This window comes from Natronoarchaeum rubrum (assembly GCF_024494695.1).
Genome location: NZ_JANHDP010000002.1, coordinates 88569 through 108980, shown reverse-complemented (window position 1 = coordinate 108980; position 20412 = coordinate 88569). Strand labels below are relative to the sequence as shown.

Sequence of the window (20412 nt, the reverse complement as noted above, 5' to 3'; positions counted from 1 at the left end):
CTCAATGAATATCCTAGATATCAAAAACAGGTCTATTGACCACCTCACCGAGACGATTTGGTGGAACAAAGGCCTGACCAAACTCAACGAAGATACGATTTCGAACTACAACGAGTTTATCGATAACCTGGTTCAGGTCAAGGGGCCTTATCTCGAAAAAGTCCAACCACCTAAGTTCTCGAATCAACCTTGGCCCTACTACTGTGAAAGACACGGCATCCAACATGAGGTCCAGTCAGCGATACGGGACGTAGTTTTCGGTGGAGGTGACGGACGTCTTTACCGACACCAAGGAAGAGCAGTAGGATCTATCTTGGACTCAGTCCATGGAGACACAGAAGACGACGTCATCATAACAGTTCCAACTGCCACAGGGAAAACAGAGTGCTTCGTAATCCCCGCTCTCGACACCGCTATCAGAAATCAACAAGAGCGGGAATTCCCCCGACAAATCAAATCACTCATCATCTATCCTCAGAAGGCACTCGAAACCGACCAACTTGACCGCCTAGTGAAATACACATACGAGATCAATAAGCAACGGCCCAGCACTGAAGGCGTCAAAATAGGCATCTATGACGGAGACACCCCAAGAGGGCAATATAAAATTTCCAGCGGCCAAAACGTCCGAGGATTAGAATGCCCTGAATGCGACCAGAAATTAGGCTGGGATCAAGACTCTGGAACGATGGTCTGCACAAACACTGAGGAACATCGCAGGCCAGTTGAAATCGACTTCTTGGAGCTCACCCGAGACGATATTGAAGAAAACGGGGCAGACATCCTACTCACGAATCCCGAGGCGCTTGAGTTCCGATTCTTTTCCTCTGATTCACGAGATTTAGTCAACTCTGATCTCTTGGATCTCGTGGTTTTCGACGAGGCCCACGTCTGGAACGGGAACGGAGGTAAAGCAATCTCGCAATTCATCAGCCGTCTAAGAAATCGTTACGGCTCCACAATGGTCTTGGCCAGTGCTACCATTGCTAACCCCAAGGAATTCGCTTCAGACCTTCTCAACCGTACTGAAACAGGTATAGATCATATCGACTTCGAGGCAGGGAACGTGGATACAAGACATCGAAGCAACAGAGAATTCACCTCCGTAGATTTCCTATCCCCTCAGAACGGTTTCCGGATGCTGAGAGAAATCAAAGAAGGGAATCCAGACGTATCTGATCTAAATTCATTCGCGGAAGCTTCAGAAGAAGAGGTCCAGTCTACACTGACTCTTCTCCAGAGAATCGGTTATTTGGATAGTCAACAGGAGGCTACAGAACACGCAGAAGAGCTCTTAGACGAAATAGAGAAACGAAATGCGATAGAGAATAATGAACTCCAATCCGTATTCAACGAAGTTCTAAGATTCAGAGAACAGATAGCGGACAGCTTAGTCAACGAAGTTCCTCAGGTTGCAGAGATATTCGACCAATTTGGCGAAGAAAATTTCATCGAAGTAGAAAGACTACTGGAGAGCATATTTTCCGATCAGATTCAAGAAAACCAGTTTGAAAGACTCACTAATCTACTCGAATGGTGTAAATTAGGAGGTGTCCTCTACGACCGCTATCACTACTTCCTCAAGCCCTATGTGAACTTTTTCTACTGTCCTGACTGCCATAGCATGTTCACGGAACGAGTTTCGGAGAGAAGAAGAGATCACCATTCTCTCCGAGAAGTCAAATTCTGCTCCAACTGCCACACACCATATTACGTAGACAGAGGCGAAGAATATGCAATCGGAGAACCTTGCTCCTGCTCTAGGCGCAGCTATACTGAGCCACCAATGCAGACAACCACTTTCCTATCCTACTTCCTATCTCAGCTCGGTAGAGATATGAAGGAATTCGGAGCAGGCAAAGTCCTAGTCTTCTCTAATCGGAGAGGAGACGCAGAAGGAGTCGGCTCTCTAATGATGAAACTCGACTACTCGTTGGAAAGCGAGAGAATGATGGTATCATTATTAGAAGAGCAGGATGACGACCAATTCTACTCCGTCTCAAATCTCCGAGAAGACCTATACGAAGAGCTGAAGGAACACTACGTAAAGCAACCTTACACATATTTAGAGGACGAAACGCTCTCGCAAGGCCTCTTCTCGCAGCTAGGTGCTCTAGCAAATCCTCTCGACAAAGGCAACCATCGGAAATTGTGGGACGCGGGGATTCTCAGTGTTAGACCCGAGTCAGAAAACGATGAGATCAATCTCTTAGCGAACGAGATCGTGAAAATTCTGGCGTTCAAACCCCATACTAATCTGGATCAAAGTAATAGCATCAAAATCGATTCTCTAAAATCTAAACTCTCAAACTCGGTTCCGACCTATTTCGATTCCGCACCTGATCTTAACGCGAAACTTGACGAAGCACTCTCCGTCCTGGAGCAAGCGGACATCATTAGCCGAGAAAGAGAGCGATCTAGCGATGAAGTCGTAACTATCCTCACCCTGAGAAGGAACTTCCTCGAGCTAGATGTTCAAAGAGAAGCCCGTGTTTGCGAATTCTGTTATTCAGGATGGCCATTCTGGGATAGAAGTTACTGTCCAGACTGTGGCAAGCATTTAGTCGAAGTTGACCGAGATTCATACGATCAAGTCGAATTCGACCAGGGAGAGTACTCCCTAGACCACTGGGGAGAGGTGGTCCTCGGTCACGGAGTTGATCCTCTCGTAAGTGCAGTGCACAAGGCCGGTATAAAGACCGATACTCGGAATAAAATCGAAGAAGGATTCGGCGCAAATCCGCCCAAGATCAACGTAGTCTCAGCTACTAACACCCTGGAACTCGGCATAGACATAGGAACTCTCGATTGCATCGCCGGGCTGGGTATTCCGCCTACAAAGACAAGCTATGTCCAGCGAGCTGGTCGTACTGGACGTAGCTTAGACCAGTCCTCAATGGTGTTTACGGTTGCTCGTCCTCACAACGCCGTGGATAACTTCTATTTCGAAGATATAGAAAGTAGATTCCTCAATGCACCTTCCAAACCGGTGCAGATCAACCATCTCAATTACGATATCCTGAAGACACAGGTGATGTCTGAGGTACTCACATATCTGAATCTGAACGATCTCGGCTATGGACGATTTGAGCGGTTCCAAACGGGCCAAGATATTGACGAAGTGATTAATGAAGTCTACGACGGCGTAGAAGCATTACTGGATACTGTCGATGAACATCATGGCTCTATCAAGGAGCACTTGGAAGGGGCTTTTAAATCGGATAAAGAGGACCTTGAACAAGCATTAGAAGATCTGTTTGAGAGCCCATCTGATGTAAAACAGCGTGTGCTTCGCCGACTTTTCAAATTCTACACAACCTTCCGGGCATTGGAAAAGGAAACCGGCCAGGGTGCTCAGGGTCTCAGAAGACGGAGAGTCATCCAGGAGGAAATTCTTCAGGAACTGGAGAGGGAAGTTGGCTACCTCCCAATGCTGCTGTCCAGTGCCGGAATGATCAGCCAATACCGGTCCACCGAGGATTCAGTAGCGCTCTTCCGAGAAAAAGAAAGTGAGGAAGACGGTCAAGTCCATCTCAGCTACGAATCCAAGAGCGTCTCACAAGCATTGAGAGAATCATACCCAGAAGCAATGGACACCTATGGAGGAGTCGACTACGAAGTTGTGAGTGCACAAGTAAGTCGAGATGAAATCTTCTCCACCAGCGTTTGCACAAACCAATCATGCACTCTTCCCTACAATGAATACCCTGCCTTAGAAGTCTGCCCGCTCTGTGGAGATGACTTAGAGGAAATCAGCGTTCACGAATACTTGGGAGCGGTGCTCAAATCATCCAGATCCAGAAAGAGAACACGGCCACTGATAATGCGAGGTGTTGACTTTTGACTGAGTTCTCCGAGAACTTCGAAGAAGCACTTGACTTGGACGAAGACGAGATAGAAGGAGGTCTAACAAGAGACGCCGAAATACTGGATGAGACAGACTTCAAGGATCTTCACATCCGGTTCGTATCTAACCTGAAAGTTCGAAGTACCGTGCCCAAAGTCGAAATTAGCTATTTCTCCAATAGTAACGTCGAAGACGCGAAAGGAGATATTCTGAAATTTGAAGATGGTGAAGTGAAATGGGATCACGCTATTCCCGGCCATCAACATCCAACCGATGGTATCGTCTTTCTACATAGGATTGAAGATCTCAGATCGAAGCTCGGATCGAATGATAACAGGAAGGCAATTACAGCGGCATACTCGGCCGGATATGGGCTTAGATCTATAATTTCTAGAAAGCTCGGTGTCGACAGCTTGGATATCCAATGTTCTGTAACAATGTCTCAACGTTTTGTTCAGCTAATTGTCCACGACGCCGACGTAGGCGGAGCAGGATTATCCCACGCAGTCCACCAAGACTTAGAAGATTTCCTATGGGAGACGAGAACCTCTCTGGATGATTGTGTCTGCCAGGATTTCTGTGAACAATGTCTCCTCCTGCCACGAACACCCAGCTATATTATTGAAGAGGGGCTTCTGAATCGGTTTGATGGCTTAAAATTCCTCTCCAACTGATCCGACACAGAGAATATTCTCGATGTCGTGTTGTTTGGACGTATGACACCAACCGGCAGGTGTGTTCCGTGCTGGGTTCAGCGAAAAATACGATCTCTCAGACACCACGACTCCCCAGCCGTGGCTCTCATCGTCGACGACATCTCCGCGCGCTGCTCGCGCCTTCGCGAGCGCCCCCGGGCGCGAGCAGCGCGCGCTATCGAGACTCTCCATCCAGAACCGCGCGCCGGCGGCGCCCGACGCGAGCGTCCAGCTTTAAGCCGGTTTCCGGTCCGAGCTTGCGAGGACCGAAAGCGCGCTTAATGCTGGCGTCGAAGCCATACGCCCGGTACGACGAGCGTGCTCGGCGCACCCGGAATGGTCAGTCGCGAGCGTTGCGTCGGGCGAACGCGGCGAGCGGGGCGGGCCGTTCAATAGCATCTGCCACAACCACCGCGGGCGGGACTAAAAGGGGCTGGCGCGATCGATCCCTCCCGGGCGACGTAAGCACCGACGCGAAGCGAGGCGCGCAGCGAGCCCCGGAGCAGTCGATCGTGCCAGGGGCTTTTGGACTGTCAGCAGTCTCAAGAACCACCAGCAGATACGAGCACGCTCTGGCTGTCGTCGGTCATCGTTTCATCTGTCTCCTCTCCGTTCCCTTCCTCACTATCTCCGTTTTCCTCAGATGATTCGTCGTCGGTGTTGCTCTCTCCGTTGTCCCCATCGTCCTCTGACGCCTCATCATCCTCCTCGGAGCTCCCTTCGTCATCCTCGTCAGTGCCGTTTGCATCGTTCTCGTCGGTACCATCCCCATTCTCTCCATCTCCCTCACCTTCGTCGGTACTATCTCCAGTCTCCGTATCTTCGTCGCCGTCGTCAGTAGCATCATCGGTACCGTCGCTGTCCTCATCAGTACTCTCACCGTCCTCTTCGCCATTCGTCGAAGAAGATTCATCCTCGCTGTCCTCATCATCGGACTCTGCAGTAGTGTCGTCTTCACTATCGTCCGGTGCGCCGGGGAGGGTTTCACAGGGAACTCCATCCCCATCACCGTCGAGGCCGTGTTCTCCGGGAGAGTCTTCATAGACCTCGTTTGCCTCTTCCCAGGTCTCGAAGTCCTCGCAATTGTAGTCCTCGTCCTCACCGTTATCGCCATTCCCGTCGTCCGGCGCTCCCGGCAGGTCTTCGCAGGGGATGCCGTCACCGTCTCCGTCGAGACCGTATTCACCAGACGAGTTTTCGTAGACTTCGTTCGCCTCCTCCCAAGTATCGAAGTCATCACAATTGTAATCGCGTGGTGGAGGTTCCTCGCCGAGTCGCTCCCGACACGCATCATAGTCTGGGGGAGAGGCCTCAGCAACAACGTCTCCAGCCGAATTGGTTACCGCTATCTCAGAGATGATTCTCGTCGAGGCGGACGAGTCAGGGTACGCGACAGCGATCCAGATCGATTCTGGAAGCGTAACGTTCTCTTCGGTCCGCGAGTCCGTGGCAATTCCATCTTCAGTGTAGTACTCCGTCGTGACAGTGTAGCTGAACCCGTCTCCCTGACCCTCAATCTCAGCGGCAGAACACCCATCGAACGTGATGTCCTCTACGTAACTTTCGTTGTTTCGTTGTCGAAGCTCTTCGACACAGGCCTCATTGTCGGGATTCTCCTGTTGAGCAAGTTCCTCGCCGTCATGAGATACTTCGACATTTTGGATCACGAGCTCCTCCCGCTGTAGTTCGTATGGGAGTTCGACGTCACTCTCGCCAAGACGACGGTAATCGAGTCCCCCCTCGTCATAGCCAACCGTATTGTAGTCGATCCGATCCACCGTACCGTTGCCCTCGATCCGGATAGTGGAGCAGTTCACGTAATTGATCGACTCGACGGTCGGACTCTCGTTGTCCGTTCCGTTCGGGTCTTCACTGGGGCCCCCGTTGTCGCCGTTTCCATCATCACCAACAGTAGCATTTGCAACTGCCGACGCTGCTGCGGAAGCCGAGGAGTCCACATCCACGGTTACGCTCGTGTCGCCATCATCATCACCGTCATTGTCCGAATCATCTCCAGTAGAGTACACAGCGCCGATGCCGAGTCCCTCTAATGCGTTTCCTTCGAGAGAACCATTGTTGAACTCCCCGATCAGATCGTCATCCGGTGATACCGAGACAATGGCACCAGAGAGGCGATAGGCCGCACGGTCATCCGCATCAAGGGTGCCGTTGACGACACACGTCTGGTCCTCACAGGAAACCGTCCCCGAAGCAGTGTCGTTCGTGGACTGGATCGCACCGAGGACGACGAGACGATAGTCGAGCGAGTCGTTGTCGCTGCGGTTGTTCGTTAGCGTGACGTTGAGATCGATCTTATCGTAATCGACGACGGGATCCGTAACGTCGTCTGTCGATGGCGGGAACTCGTCGTCCTCCTCCTGGACGGTGTTGGTTAGGGCAGTCTTCTCGTCGCCTTGGTCAGCATCCAGATCCGGGTTCAAGATTGCTGGCGTAAGGCCAGCACCGATCGTTGCCAGAACTACGAACGTCACGACGATGATCGCTGCAATTCGAGCTATGCGCTGCTGGTTGGTATCACTGCACATGGATAGAGCTCCGACAACGACACCTAAACCCGATGTTACATCTCTGTTAGATATCTTGCAAGCCTGCCTGATGTTTGGGCGCTAGCCAGAGAACAGTAGTAGCGACGTATACACCGATACGTGGTGAATAGCTACCCTGGACCGCTAGTCACGACTCCGGATCAAGCGTCGTCAAACACGCATCACAGACGTCCGCTCCATCAATATCCGTTGGAGCATTGGAGATCTTTTCGAGTTGGTCAGCAGGCTCCAACATTACCCCACACGCGAGTTGCTCGCGATGATCGAAGTCACCCATGGAAACATCGGAGTCGTCCGTTTCAGGAAACTCGATCACGGCGTGCCAGCGTCCATCGGGATCCTTGGTGAACCATTCGTACGGCGACGGCTCCAATAGACCGTGCGTATCTTCGAGGACCTCGATCGTCTCCCGATCCTCTCCTCGGATGTGCTCTCGCTGAACGACACGCTCCCCATCGGGGCCGATCCATAGACCCTCCTGTTCGAAGACATTAGCATCATCACCGAAGTCGTGTTCGTTTACATCGAGTCGACGTCGACTGTGATATGCCCAGGCTTGAACCGTGCCATCGGCGTAGTGCCGTGCGTCGATCGTCCACTTGTCGTCCCAGCGATCCCGAGCTGCTTCCCGAAGCCGCTCAAGATGGTCTGTCGGTGGACGCTCGTCGAGCCACCGCGAGAGCTCGTTGCGAGCCTCACGAACGAGTTGCTCCCTCCTGACCTCCGACTCCGACGAGTCGTCTGCCATGACCGACGCAAGCATTGAGGAGACACGCTCGATCGGATCCATTTCAGCTGTCGTCTCTTCGTCGGTCATCGTACACGACCTACCAGCATACCGAAGCCGCAAAAAGACAGGTGTGAGACTGTAAGAGTTGCCCGTCAACAGTGACGCGGTAGGCGAACGCCGATATAGCAAACGTATTCCTAGTGATGCCGAACACTCGCTTACAAGGTCGCTCGTGTGAGGAAGAACCATGGCAGATGATAGCAAACACTCCCGACGAGCACTCCTCTCCCTAATCGCCGGCAGTACAGTCGCAGGGACAGCTGGTGCGTCAGCACGAACTCACAGAAAGACTACCGCGTCGACGCAACAGCCGACGAGTGTCGAGCAAGTTGTACAGGACCAATACACCGCAGTCAGCCTCGTCACAGACGTTTCAGCCTCGGGCGACACCGTACTATTCGGCTTCGGTAATGGTGATCTCGTTATGTACGACGCCAACCGTCAATCAGAACTCCTCCCGTTTACGATGAGCTCGGGGATTTCCCACATTCAGATTGAGGGAGCTACGAACACGGCTGCGCTTGCGTGGATGGACGCGGACATATACGGATCGCTTGATCTCACAACCCAGGACGGACCGATTATCGAACATCCGGGCCTGTGGGACATCGCGATGGCAACCGAGGACGCGACGATGGCGTCTGTCTCGTCTCCGATAGATGGTCAGGGAAGCGTTATGCTTGCGACTGAGGACGGACAACAGTGGAGAGACAACTTCGACGAGGCAGCCGCAAGCAGCGTCGACATCACCGCTGACGGCGAAGCCATTGCCGTTGGAGGAACCCAATACTGGACGGACGGAGTAGAGCAAGCAGGAACGCCCGGTGTGATGCTCTACAATAGCGAGGGTGACCAGCAATGGACCTACGAAACCGACCTCAACGTCATCTCCACTCAAATCAATGCCGAGTCCGAATGCGTCGTCGCTGGGACCGAGGATGGGCAAATTTTTGCGCTTGATCTCGATGGAGAACTACGCTGGGAAGACCCACTAGCCGGTGGGTGGCCATACATCTCTAGGGATGGGAGTACTGTAATCAACTCTACTATTGAGGGAGTTATCCAGGCGTACGATAGTATGACCGGTGACGAACAGTGGTCTACCGAAATCGGGTCGGTAGCTGGTGAAGATATAAGCGTCAATGAAGATGGCACCCGCGTTCTCGCTTCGGTTCGTACCGATGGAGAGATCTACGTCGTCGAAGAGAGCGGTGTGATCTGGGAGAACACCTACAACGTAGGCCCGGCAGTCGGGGCTCTCTCAGGGACTGGGGGAACGTGGAGTGTGGGGATTCAGGAGACCGAAGAACAGACTGGTCGCGTCGAAATCTACGAAGATAGTGCCGCGTGACATCCTCCCACGACTGAAGTCGTGGGCTTCCCACACCCGCACCGCAATGCGCTGGTTTGGGAACTTACGTTTACGACCCGACACGCCGATGTGAGTGCCACGCCCCCGTTACTCCTATCCCGTGAAGGACTCGGAGTTATCTGATTATTTTACGTCGGTTGTGGTATCCGAAGGCTTACGTTTTGATGAGGCAGACGCCAAGTCAACTGCCAGTTTTCGGACAATCGTCCACGATAGGGAATCATCGCAACGACAATCATTGATACGTGGTATGGGCATTCAAACCCATCGATTACAGTGTTTGGGAACCGTTCGGCGATCCATCCCACGACTAAAGTCGTGGGTTTTCTCGCCTAATCTCTATAAACTTCGTCGGCTCTGTTGGGATTCTTTCGTCCAACACATGCCCTATCGAGATCGCTGTTCGGTAGATCTGCGAATTGACCGAAGCATTTTGATGTCTCGACAAATACGTGTCACTGTGAACACAATAGAATCGGGGATTCTTGGTGTACAGATGACGCTCGTCGGGTTGCTTCTCGCCGTATTCTTCGAGGGAGTGTACCCGTATCCACTGGTGGGTTTCCTGTTCGGACTGGCGGGTACCGCCGTCGTGCTGACAGGAGTGTTCTCAGGGACACCAGAGTGATACCTTTCTCTACTGTATCGGCAGACAACTGAGTGTCAAATCTAAGGACACCTTCTTCCAATGGAACATGATCGTACTTTGTTGAAGCTCTCTGAGCGACACACCAGACAGAGACAGCTAGCAGAGGAAGAAGTACATCCAGGCAGGGATGTGTATAATACCATCTTCATTATCAAGTACGTCTGAATTATTAACACAGATGCCGAATTCGGCGTTGCGTTCCTCTAGGAATCGCTTCAGCCCCCGCAACGACTGTGATGTAGAGTCGCCATTCTTGACTTCGATCGGAATGAGATACTCGTTTCCATCGAGAACAAAGTCGACTTCGCCGCCAGAATCGTAATAGGAGATGTCCGCGTTCTGTGCATTCGAGAGGTAGAATTGTAGTCGTCGAGTGTGATCGCAGACCGCCGTCTCGAAAATCGGCCCCATTGCTTCCGGGTTCTCTAACGTTGATTCAGCGAGAGTCCCGTTTAGCGCGTTATAGACCCCAACATCCTGCAGATAGATTTTCGGCAGGCCGCCAGAAGAGTACTCTGAACCACTGTACTTCGGACAGCGATTGATCAGATAGAACTCGTCTAAGTGCTCCAGATATGCGTCAACCGTTTGTCGGCTCAGATCTGCCGCCTCCGCAATACTTGATTTGCTCACTTTTGATCCCGTGGAGGCGGCCAGCAGAGAGAGAACTCGTAGCACTTTCTCTGGTGTTTCCACCTGAAACACGTTTGCAAGATCGCCAGTGACTGTGTTCCGTAGGTCGGTATCCAAAACGGGGTACGAGTTGGGAACACTCTCGTTGAGAACACTAGGGTAGCCCCCTTTCAGGAGGTACTCGTCTTTTAACCGCAGCAGTTGTGGCTTCTTATTCTCATAGACACCGAAGAATCGTGAGAGTGCACCACGGAGTGCCGCTGAGTCACCCTCTTTTACGCTCTCTTCGAGCTTGGAGCGTAGTTCAGTGGACTCGTCGTAAACCGTCTCCTCGTCGATAACGGATTCGTATCGGACATATTCGATGAATTTCATCGGCATCATAACCCGTTCGTCCATCCGGCCGATGAGCGTATCACCCGCATCACTCTTGATTAGGGTACTGATAGAACCAGTGGCGACGAACTGGAGATTCGAGTATGTATCAGTGTAATACTTCAGCGTATCTGCCCAATTCGATGTCTTTTGTACTTCATCGATGAAAATGTAGACCGTCCCATCTACGTCCCGGAAGTCCTTTTGAAGGATATTAGTTTTGAACGTCTCGATGGCTTCTTCGATTACCCCTTCTGGATTCGAGAGGATCGCACTGTTTTCTATTGTGAGGTACAGAATCCGATCACTAGGAATTTGGTCCTCGGTGAGTAGCGACTCAATCAATTGGCCACAGAGCGTTGTTTTCCCTACTTGCCGAGGGCCACGGATTGTCATTATCGGCCGCGAAGAGGTCATCAATCGCTCTCTGATCTTGTAGAAGTCGCGTCGACGATGTTCCGCCTTTTTCAACGATTCCTGAACCTCTTCGCCCCCCCACCATAGATTCATCCGATTCAGCAGAGCCAGTAGATTCGCTTCGTCCATACCCCTTCGTGAGACTGGAACAGCATAATGTTGTTGACTGCAGTCAACAATATCAGTCAAGAGTTGGGTGTTAGAGCTTTCAATATCATCCCAAAGGAGGGAACTTCATTGGTCAATACTCGGAGCCCCTACTTTTCGAGGAGTGAATTGTTGAAACCTACAGTGTAGCCCTATCTACTCTGAGCAGGTCAATAATTAGACTCAGAGATACAATTATACGTCTTGAGCAGGTAGGATGGGTATGGAAACGGACGACGAACCAACAGAAACACCTGGAGATGAGGCCTGGAAAGAACACACCAGCAGCTTCGACAGAGTCCAGAGTGTTGCACTCACAGTAGCTGAGCCCCGTCCTGCATCGTGGATCGCCGATGAGGCGCTCGTCGCGGAGAACACCGCACGGCGTCACCTCCAGCGGCTCGTAGAATTGAACGTGTTGACAGCAGACGCTGAAGGTGGTGCGACGACGTACTTCCCTGACCCAGTATACGTCCGTACTCGAGAGGTCAGAGCACTCATCGATGAACACGATCAGGATAGCCTCGCAGCACTCGCCACGGAACTGAAATCGGACATCGAGAATTGGCAGGCTGAATTCGATGCCAGTAGCCCCGAGCAGGTCCGGAAACAGACGGCTGAAGACTCATTCTCAGCCGAAGAATCCCGAGAGCGACGACACGTTGCAAGTGATTGGGAGCACACTCGCTACCGCTTGTCGCTCATCGAAGACGCGTTAGAACGGTACGGCGAGTTCACCTAACTTTCGAGGCGGAGGCCCCCTCCTCAACGGAGTGAGCGGAGCGAACGGAGTAGGAAGGGGAGGAGCCGACAATTCCGCAACGAGCAATGTTCCCCGGCAGCCCTACTCCCGAATATTTAAGTAACACCGCCACGTTATGTGAATCGTCGTGGAATACCGCCGTACCGCCGTAATCAAGCTCGACGTGCCTCAGAACGCCGATTCGTCCCTCCACGAGACGGTCGAGCAATTCAAACACTGCGCGAACACTGCGAGCGAATGGTGTTGGCACGGCGACGACGGATACCACGTTACCTCGAAGGCCAAAGCAGAACGTGCCTTGTACGACCAACTACGGGACGAAACCGACCTTACCGCGAACCTTGTTCAGAAAGGGGTTCGGAGGGCGGTCGAAGCCATCAAGAGCGGCGTAGCACGACTGAAGCGCGGTGAACGAACGTCACAACCCTACTTCTCCTCCGATAGTGCGGTCTACGACAAACGAAGCGCGACATTCTACCGCGACCACGTTTCGCTTTCGACCGTCAACGGACGGGTCGAGTGTGTCTACATTCTTCCCGGCGACCCCGACCGTCACCCTCGGACGTACCTCGATGACGAGGACTACGAGTTCCGCATGGCGACCTTACAGCATCGTGAAGGCGAGTGGTTCCTTCATGCGTCCATGCAGAAGGTCGAAGCCGACGACCCTGAACCCGATACCGAGCACAGAACAGTCCTCGGTGTGGACCTCGGGGTGAACAACATCGCTGTTACATCAACCGGTACGTTCTGGTCCGCCGATGAGTTTAACCATTGGCGTCGGGAGTACGAGAAGCGTCGTGGCTCGCTCCAACAGACCGGAACGCGAGCCGCCCATGAAGCCATCGAAGGTGTCGGTCAGAAGGAGTACGGGCGCTTCGAGATATACCTCCACGGCGTAGCGAACGAACTCATTGAGGAAGCCGTCGAATACGGCTGTTCGCACATCGTCTTTGAGGACCTAACACACATCCGCGAGAACATCCCGCAGGCGACGTGGCCACACGTCTGGGCGTTCCGTCGGTTGTTCCAATACGTCGAATACAAGGCGGCAGAGTACGGCGTCGAAGCCGTGCAAGTCCCGCCGAACCACACCTCCCAACGCTGTTCGACCTGTGGCTGTACTCATGAGGATAACCGCGACGGCGAGCACTTCGAGTGCCTGAAATGCGGGTATCAGAACCACGCGGACTACAACGCGGCGAAGAACATCGGTTTCCGGTATCTCCGTCGGAGGCAAAACGCAGCCGACGGAGGCGCACCAGTAGACGTGCGCTTGAATCGCGGGACGCTGAACGTGAGTGGGGAGTACGTCCCCCCTGCTACTACGGACGGTGGCATAGAACAGGAGTCCACGCGAAAGCCCTACCCTCAACGAGCGAGGTCGTCAGACCGAGCGAAGTAGGGTAGGGTAGTTTACGAATCGCCCTGCACCAACATGAGAACTCGAGCGAACGAACTGCAACCGCCATTCATCACGGACGGTGGCCGCGATTCGTCTCGGGATCTCGGTCAAGAACGCCACCGAATCCTCCGGGAGTTACGACAGCAGTTAACGCGACATCCTGCGATCGAAGACGTACAGGGCATCCCTGATGGGAAGTTCCGGGAACTTCGTGCGGACATCAATCCATCGGCATTCGGACGCGCCGCTGAGCGTGCAACGCTCAGGGTTGCTTGGTGGCCAGCTCCGGAGGATTCAGAGTTCGCCGTTCACTACAGCGAGAGCACCGGATACGACTGTGGATTCCATCGCGAGCCAAATCCTCATGTCGACGAGAAAGCTCACTTCCAAGAGCGGAGTGGCCCTGGCGACGACTTCGAGTACGAGTCAGTTTCTTTCTCAGTAGAGACGCCCTCTCGGCTTCTGTGGACGATTCTCGATCAACTATCTGATCGATTACAGTGAGTGTCTCCGGAACACTGCCAATCGGCACTCAAAGTAGTCGTCAAGTTTGTCAGCTACCTTCGTGTTGGAGGCTGTAACCGTCTTACCCTATTCTACTGGATGCTTCCAAAAATAGAGGAACTGACCCTCGCTACTGCCGATCTGGGAAGTAGACCTCACTTTGTCGAGTCAGCGCTAACGAGACACGTCCTTCATACCAACTCTTAGCTGCATCGCGAATCCGGACGCGCTCTCCCTCAGACATCCACGCCTGTTCGCTAGCCTTCCACACCGTGAATTTACAGACACCCGAATCATCCTCAAGTAACCCAACCTGCGCAATGGCAGAATGAGACGGTTCCCAGAGGACCTTCACGCGGCCTTCAATACTCACCTCACCTCGGTCAACCTCTTCGACCGCCGAGATCGGAATTACCGTCCCAGCCGCCTGCTCTAGCTCCTCGAACACGCCCACGACCGCACCCAGCAGACCACACCCATCGACGACGCGCTCGGCCAACCGCCGACTGATCGCCGCTCTGGACCACCCATCGAGCTTCGCTTCTACCCGCCGTGCTTGTTTGTTCACCATCGCCAACTCCTCCCTGCTCAGTCGCGCTCTGGGATCGGAAGCATCCGGATCACACCGGGGATCCACGCTCGCCGCACGCCGCTGGAACTCTCGACGAAATCGCTCTCGTCCTTCACTCACCACAACGCGTGTCTCTTCTTCCCGCATCGAATACCGCCCCCGATCCCACCGTTCATGCGTCCGCTCGACTTCCCACTCTCTCGCTTCTAGTCGCTCCTGTGCTGCCAGCGTCTGCCCGAACAGCCGCCCGTCGATCTCCTGATCATCCGCGTAATCGACTGTTGCCTGCACGTCCTGCTCGACGCTCGCCCGCAGCTCCGGTGTCTCATCAACGACCCATTCGTCCGCCGCTCCGCTCGCCCACTCGTCCGCCGCTTCGTCCGCCCACTCGTCCACCGTCGTCTGGTACTCGTCCGTCTGTTCAGCAACCGAAACTTCATCTACCGTACTGTAATTAGTACTCATGGAGTGCCAATCTCCGAAGGCGCCTACCCAGCGTCTTTTTCCAACACCACGACTCCCCAGCCGTGACTCTCATCGTCGACCACACATCCGCGCGCGCTGCTCGCGCCTTCGCGAGCGCCCCTGGGCGCGAGCAGTGCGCGCTATCGAGACCACCCACCCAGTACCGCGCGCCGTCTCGCCCGACGCGAGCGTCCAGCTTTAAGCCGGTTTCCGGTCCGAGCTTGCGAGGATCGAAAGCGCGCTTAATGCTGGCGTCGAAGCCATACGCCCGGTACGCCGAGCGTGCTCGGCGCACCCGGAATGGTCAGTCGCGAGCGTTGCGTCGGGCGACTGCGGCGAGCGGGGCGGGCCGTACTCCAGCACCTGACACAACCGCCACGGGTGGGACTGAAAGGGGCTGGCGCGATCGGTCCCTCCCGGGCGACGTAAGCACCGACGCGAAGCGAGGCGCACAGCGAGCCCCGGAGCGGTCGATCGGGCCAGGGGCTTTTGAAGTGGTAACCCCATGCCTCAAACACTGAGCAACTCCACTAGAGGATCGACGACATTATCGGTCATTTCCGCTGTAACGAGAACAGTCCAAAGGCCGACCCGCAACATCGACCTCCACGAGATGCTGTTGTCCACAACAACAGAGATGACATTGGTGGAAAACAGGACTGCTTTACCGACTCCCCACAAATACACAATAAGATGGCGCGGCTCGTCTTCTATCACCACCCACAGGACGAAAACCGATCACTCAAATTTAGCTCAGCGTCGATAGCAGAGATCCGATCTCAGCGAGAGCAATCCAACAAGTCGACAAAGCTCATCGGGTATCCCTTTGAAACACCGATCTATGTACTCTACGAGGGGGATTCAGAAATCGAATCAGCACAAGAGATCGACTTCGATCAGGAATGGCTGAGGGATCGTATTAGTGACCTCCCTCGTGTTGGGCAAGTTGTAGCATTCCGATTAGTGGAATTGCTCGAAGCCGCTGTAGAGGTTCGAGAAGAGCATAAATTCCAGCTCTACAAGGAGTTTGAACCGCAAAAGATTCAACAGGCACTCAATCACGTCTCCTGGGGAGCCCCACTTCCGAACGTCGCTGGAGAAATAATGTCGAATTTGATTCTCCGACATTCCCTCCCGAATGCGAATCATCGAACCAGCATCGCGATGCTCCAATTCTGCATCGAGAGTGTGAAGCCAGACTTTGAGATGCCTCAAACACACGTCGACGATGACACTTGGCGAGAGTGGGTCGATCCCTACATCGTCGATTCGAAGCGGCTCATCACTGTTCGTCGGAACAACCTCCGATTCAAGAAGCTCGAAGAGCTGGACATCGACCTCGTCGAACGGAAAGACGGGATCCAAATCCGATTAGCCGAATTCGAATTGGATATGCACTGGCGTGAGGCCCTCTCAGAGTATGCTAGGCAGCACGAATCGCACTGTACGGACTTCGCTCAGGCAGTGCTAAATCGTACAGAACGGGACGACCTGCTCGATCATCAAGGACCAACGAAACAAGAGTTCAGCACGTACCTAGAGGAAGGACTTGTCGAACGAGACTTCAGAGAAATGTTCTGATCAGTCACGAAGCTCTGCAACCGACTGACCGACCTCGCGAACGTGTTCACTTCGCTCAAGGTCGAACTCCTCTGCGAGGTAGTCGACAGTCTCTTCGAGGTTCATAGTAGAAAGAACCTGTTCAGACGGCATAAACCTAGTGCTGGGCTTTGTTGTTCGTCTTAGAAAGCGGTGTGGATCCTGATTCGGGACGGACAATCGTCTCACACCCCTGCAGCGTAGAAGGTGAATACCTTCCTCCACCTCTCTTTAAAGACATGTCCTCCAACCCTCGAAAAAGCGTAAGCACACGCCATCAAAACGAGTGATAATGAAGACACAGACGATCCCACCCGAAGAACGCACATTGCTCACAGAGCAACTCTATGGTGAGGAGATAGCCGTCTCAGGCCCATTCCAATGTGATCTCTGTGGTCGTGAGATCACCGCAAGCAACCGGGTGATGTACGATGCACTTCGGATCTCCGATCTTCCGAAGCTCCAAGCAACACTCGACATTCCGGAGTGTTGGATGCTCGATGCAGCGCGGTGCTCACACTGCGAGACCGACACGCTTGATCCCACAACCAACGGTATCGATGAGGTCCTCATGTCTCTTCCAATCCACGAGTCAAATGGTGTCTTGAGTGCGGATACGACGGAGGTAACGGTTCTTGAGTACTCCCCTTCGGCAGATGGCTATTACCCACCAGCGGTCAATCTGGGAATGCTTGTACGACAGGGGGATCTTGGGTTACTCCGCTGGTCACGATTAAAGTGGGTCCTCGATCATCTGCCCCAAGCACATCCCTTAGTCTCCGATATCCAAACACTGGTTGACCAGTCCATCGAGAAACCACCAGAAGTGTAGTCCACTACTGCGGAAGCTCACGTCGTCCAGTCCGAACACATTCCCAGCAAGGAAACCCCTCGGGGAGCGCTGCGCAATCACACGCGGGGTCAGCAGCGTTGTCTTCTCCCTGTTCGCCGCCATCCGCTGTGTCTGCTTGGGACCCACCATCGGTGAGGAGCGCCGAGTGTGGCTTTTGCGTCTGGCGTAGGTTCTCGAGTGCATCCAGAACCGGTCGTCGAATCGCGACGGCGACGCGGTGCTTGCACGCACCATCGTAGTTCGCGTTGGCTGGACACTCACAATCGGTTGGCAGGCCGTCTGTGACCGTTACGAGGTATTCGTGATTCTCCGGATCGGCGTAGCTTCCATTTCGGATGAGGACGCCCTCCTGGTCAACGGAAAACTCGAAGGCTTCGTACTGGGCACGTTTTCGGACACGGTTCGTCGTTTCTAGTCGGGCAAGTGCTGGAGTAGTCATTTCGTTCAGCAGGGCCACACTGAAGTGAGTGCCCCGCACCCGTGAGGGGCACAATACACTCCCAGCGGAACGCACACTCTGTCAGAGTCTCGTGGTAGCAACCTGAGCTAGGTCGAAAGAGCAGGCACCCAAGGCTGTGAAAGGACGTGGGCAGCAACGAGCAGTACTTCGCCTATTGCTTCCCAGTGGGATAACGATCGACGTCTATAACGGGAACGCTCGGCTCACCACTGTCCACACGTCGACGTACGACCTCGAATCTCCACAGATACCAGCTTCTCACCGCTTGAACTCAATCACCGAGACGGCGTCAGCGTCCGCCCACAAGTGCTGGAAAAACTCCCGCGACTTAGTACGTCTCTACGAGCGCGTTGCGATGCTTTCGCAGCGTCACCGGCGAGACGTCCGCAACGGCCACCACCTGCGCTTGCGTTAACACCTGTTCACACTCACGAGCAGCCGTGTAGATGCACGCGCCGGCGAATCCTGATGGACTCACACCCGTGGTAATCTGCCCGTCCTCCGCGACTTCTGCAAGCGCTTGGGCACGTCGACGAACCGAATCGGAGATACCGAGCTCGGAGGCGAGCCGAGGAACGAACATGCCTGGTGTCACTGGCTTCGCCGGAAGGCCGAGTTCTGCGTTCAGCGTCTGGTAGCAATTCGTCACTCTCGACTGCGTCACCTGCGCCACCTTCGAGACATCGTCGAGCGTTCGAGCAAGTCCGTTACACCGACACGCCCCGTAGACGCTCCCAGCAGCCATCCCTTCGATCGATCGTCCACGAAGGAGTTGCTCTGACTGAGCACTTCGGAACAGAGCACACGCCTGGTCACGAATCGTCTCGGACAGGCCGAGTGCACTGGCAATCCGCCGCACTTCGCCAAGTCCGTGGGCGAGATTGCGGTCTGCTTTCGATTGCCACTTCCCGCGCGTCTGTTCACGCCGCAACCGACGGAGCTGTCGTCGTTTTCGACCAGAGAGTCCATTCCCCTTCGCATCGATGCCTCGCCCGATCTCCGTCGAGAGGCCGCGATCGTGGCGTGCAACGGTCAGGGGAGCACCCGTCCGCTCTCGTTGATCTTTGTCGAACGATCGCCACTCCGGCCCAGGGTCGATCCGTTGCTCGTCGATGACGAGACCACACTCCTCACAGACCGTCTCGACCGTGTTCGTCGTGACTCGTCCATCACACTCGGGACACTGGTTCGTGGTCGTCTCTTGCTGTACATCTTCGTCGAACGCCGTCTCGTAGATATCACTGATTGCCATCTATTTCACCGAATCTTCGAGGAGCCCACTTCGAGCGAGTCCCCTCACCCGTTGAGGGGACAATACACTCTCTGCGGGAGCGTCCGCAGAAGAAAACAGACCACTCGTTGGGCAGTCAATAGACCAGAGATGGGTCCATTGAGATCCTATTAGTTAGACAGAATCCTCGGTGAAACAGTTGTGAGGTAGATCCGCGAATACGACAGAGAACGCTTGTATTGGGAGTGACCGGACCTCGACTGACCAGTTCAGCCTCACCGTGAAGTCTCAGTCTGATCCAAACAGCGCCCGGGTCAGTGCACCTCCGTAGGCAAGCCGTGAACCGATCCACAGTGCACCGAGCGTGACGCCTATTGCCAAGAGGTATGGAATCGGCTCTGGGAGGCGGCCGCTTGCTGTGCGTTCGAGCCGGTCCGCTAGAGCGATACCACCGAACCAAACTATTAAAAAAGCGACGTGCTGATGGAGAGAGTTCTGTCGGCGTGCGTGGCGGTAACCGACGACGAGAAAGCCCACGAGCAGCAGGACGCCTATGATTATGAAAGCGAGAGAGCGGAGTTGTCCATCGAGCGCAAACGCCGAAGGGATGCCGATCACCACCGCGAGAACGAATATTGTCTGGACGATAAGTCCGATATCTATCTCAGTATTGGAGGGCTGTTCGGACACAAATTGCAGTCACGAACGATGAAAACATAAACTTTCCTTACACGAGTTGAGCCCGTTCATCCAAATTGGCTGCATTCTACGACACTGACTAGTCCGTCTCTCGTGACGCCCACAGTTATTTAAGATACTTCGCTGAATCTACAGGCTGTATCTAACGATTCCACTGCCCGCACCCGGGGACTGCTGTTGTGGGAGATTTGTACCCTGTACCAACCCACTCAGGAAACGTCGTACACGACAACTGCTGTTCGATCACAAGCGGGGCACGCTTCATTCTCATCTAGGACGGTTGTCCCACAGTGGCGACACTCACATACCAACGAACTCGCTCGATTCCAGCCTACAAGGAGTACACGAAGGACGGCGTTCATCGCTGGCC

At 54.0% G+C, this 20412-nt stretch carries 15 protein-coding genes; 8 read left to right on the top strand and 7 right to left on the bottom strand.

Going from position 1 to position 20412, the window contains the following annotated elements:
• Window positions 1-4 precede the first annotated feature (4 nt).
• Complete coding sequence (locus NO931_RS04740; protein WP_256391491.1) at window positions 5-3844, top strand: DEAD/DEAH box helicase; 3840 nt, start codon at window positions 5-7, stop codon at window positions 3842-3844.
• Entirely contained in the window at window positions 3841-4521 is a 681-nt protein-coding gene (locus NO931_RS04735) for a DEAD/DEAH box helicase family protein (protein ID WP_256391490.1), read from the top strand. Before NO931_RS04740 ends, NO931_RS04735 begins: the two co-directional genes overlap by 4 nt.
• Before the next feature lie 563 nt (window positions 4522-5084).
• Here NO931_RS04735 and NO931_RS04730 read toward each other — a convergent pair.
• Window positions 5085-7088: an excalibur calcium-binding domain-containing protein gene (locus NO931_RS04730; protein WP_256391489.1), complete on the bottom strand. Its 2004-nt coding sequence runs from the start codon at window positions 7086-7088 to the stop codon at window positions 5085-5087.
• Between the two features lie 148 nt (window positions 7089-7236).
• Window positions 7237-7926, bottom strand: coding sequence for a hypothetical protein (locus NO931_RS04725; protein ID WP_256391488.1), 690 nt, complete (start codon window positions 7924-7926; stop codon window positions 7237-7239).
• Between the two features lie 160 nt (window positions 7927-8086).
• Here NO931_RS04725 and NO931_RS04720 point away from each other — a divergent pair, with 160 nt between their 5' ends.
• Both NO931_RS04720 and NO931_RS04715 read left to right on the top strand, forming a co-directional pair.
• The gene (locus NO931_RS04720; protein ID WP_256391487.1) at window positions 8087-9250 is read left to right on the top strand and encodes an outer membrane protein assembly factor BamB family protein; all 1164 of its coding nucleotides are present in this window, start codon (window positions 8087-8089) and stop codon (window positions 9248-9250) included.
• A 481-nt stretch (window positions 9251-9731) separates the two neighbouring features.
• Window positions 9732-9899, top strand: a complete 168-nt coding sequence (locus NO931_RS04715) for a hypothetical protein (RefSeq protein ID WP_256391486.1) — start codon at window positions 9732-9734, stop codon at window positions 9897-9899.
• A 117-nt stretch (window positions 9900-10016) separates the two neighbouring features.
• Here NO931_RS04715 and NO931_RS04710 read toward each other — a convergent pair whose 3' ends face one another.
• Complete coding sequence (locus tag NO931_RS04710) at window positions 10017-11474, bottom strand: ATP-binding protein (RefSeq protein ID WP_256391485.1); 1458 nt, start codon at window positions 11472-11474, stop codon at window positions 10017-10019.
• A 241-nt stretch (window positions 11475-11715) separates the two neighbouring features.
• Here NO931_RS04710 and NO931_RS04705 point away from each other — a divergent pair, with 241 nt between their 5' ends.
• Entirely contained in the window at window positions 11716-12234 is a 519-nt protein-coding gene (locus NO931_RS04705) for a DUF7342 family protein (RefSeq protein WP_256391484.1), read from the top strand.
• Window positions 12235-12382: 148 nt separating this feature from the next.
• Window positions 12383-13660, top strand: a complete 1278-nt coding sequence (locus tag NO931_RS04700) for an RNA-guided endonuclease InsQ/TnpB family protein (RefSeq protein ID WP_256391483.1) — start codon at window positions 12383-12385, stop codon at window positions 13658-13660.
• 634 nt (window positions 13661-14294) lie between these two features.
• Here the strand turns inward: NO931_RS04700 and NO931_RS04695 are convergent.
• The gene (locus NO931_RS04695; RefSeq protein WP_256391482.1) at window positions 14295-15200 is read right to left on the bottom strand and encodes a DNA-binding protein; all 906 of its coding nucleotides are present in this window, start codon (window positions 15198-15200) and stop codon (window positions 14295-14297) included.
• A gap of 693 nt (window positions 15201-15893) precedes the next feature.
• Here NO931_RS04695 and NO931_RS04690 point away from each other — a divergent pair.
• Both NO931_RS04690 and NO931_RS04685 read left to right on the top strand, forming a co-directional pair.
• Window positions 15894-16781: a DUF8172 family protein gene (locus tag NO931_RS04690; protein ID WP_256391481.1), complete on the top strand. Its 888-nt coding sequence runs from the start codon at window positions 15894-15896 to the stop codon at window positions 16779-16781.
• A gap of 310 nt (window positions 16782-17091) precedes the next feature.
• Entirely contained in the window at window positions 17092-17631 is a 540-nt protein-coding gene (locus NO931_RS04685) for a hypothetical protein (RefSeq protein ID WP_256391480.1), read from the top strand.
• Between the two features lie 4 nt (window positions 17632-17635).
• On the opposite strand, the gene NO931_RS04680 is transcribed toward NO931_RS04685, so the two are convergent.
• From NO931_RS04680 to NO931_RS04670, 3 genes are all read right to left on the bottom strand, one after another.
• Window positions 17636-18091: an SWIM zinc finger family protein gene (locus NO931_RS04680; protein ID WP_256392037.1), complete on the bottom strand. Its 456-nt coding sequence runs from the start codon at window positions 18089-18091 to the stop codon at window positions 17636-17638.
• Between the two features lie 349 nt (window positions 18092-18440).
• On the bottom strand, window positions 18441-19364 hold the full coding sequence (locus NO931_RS04675) for a transcription initiation factor IIB (RefSeq protein ID WP_256391479.1): 924 nt from the start codon (window positions 19362-19364) through the stop codon (window positions 18441-18443).
• Between the two features lie 267 nt (window positions 19365-19631).
• The gene (locus tag NO931_RS04670) at window positions 19632-20033 is read right to left on the bottom strand and encodes a hypothetical protein (RefSeq protein ID WP_256391478.1); all 402 of its coding nucleotides are present in this window, start codon (window positions 20031-20033) and stop codon (window positions 19632-19634) included.
• Window positions 20034-20412: the final 379 nt, after the last annotated feature.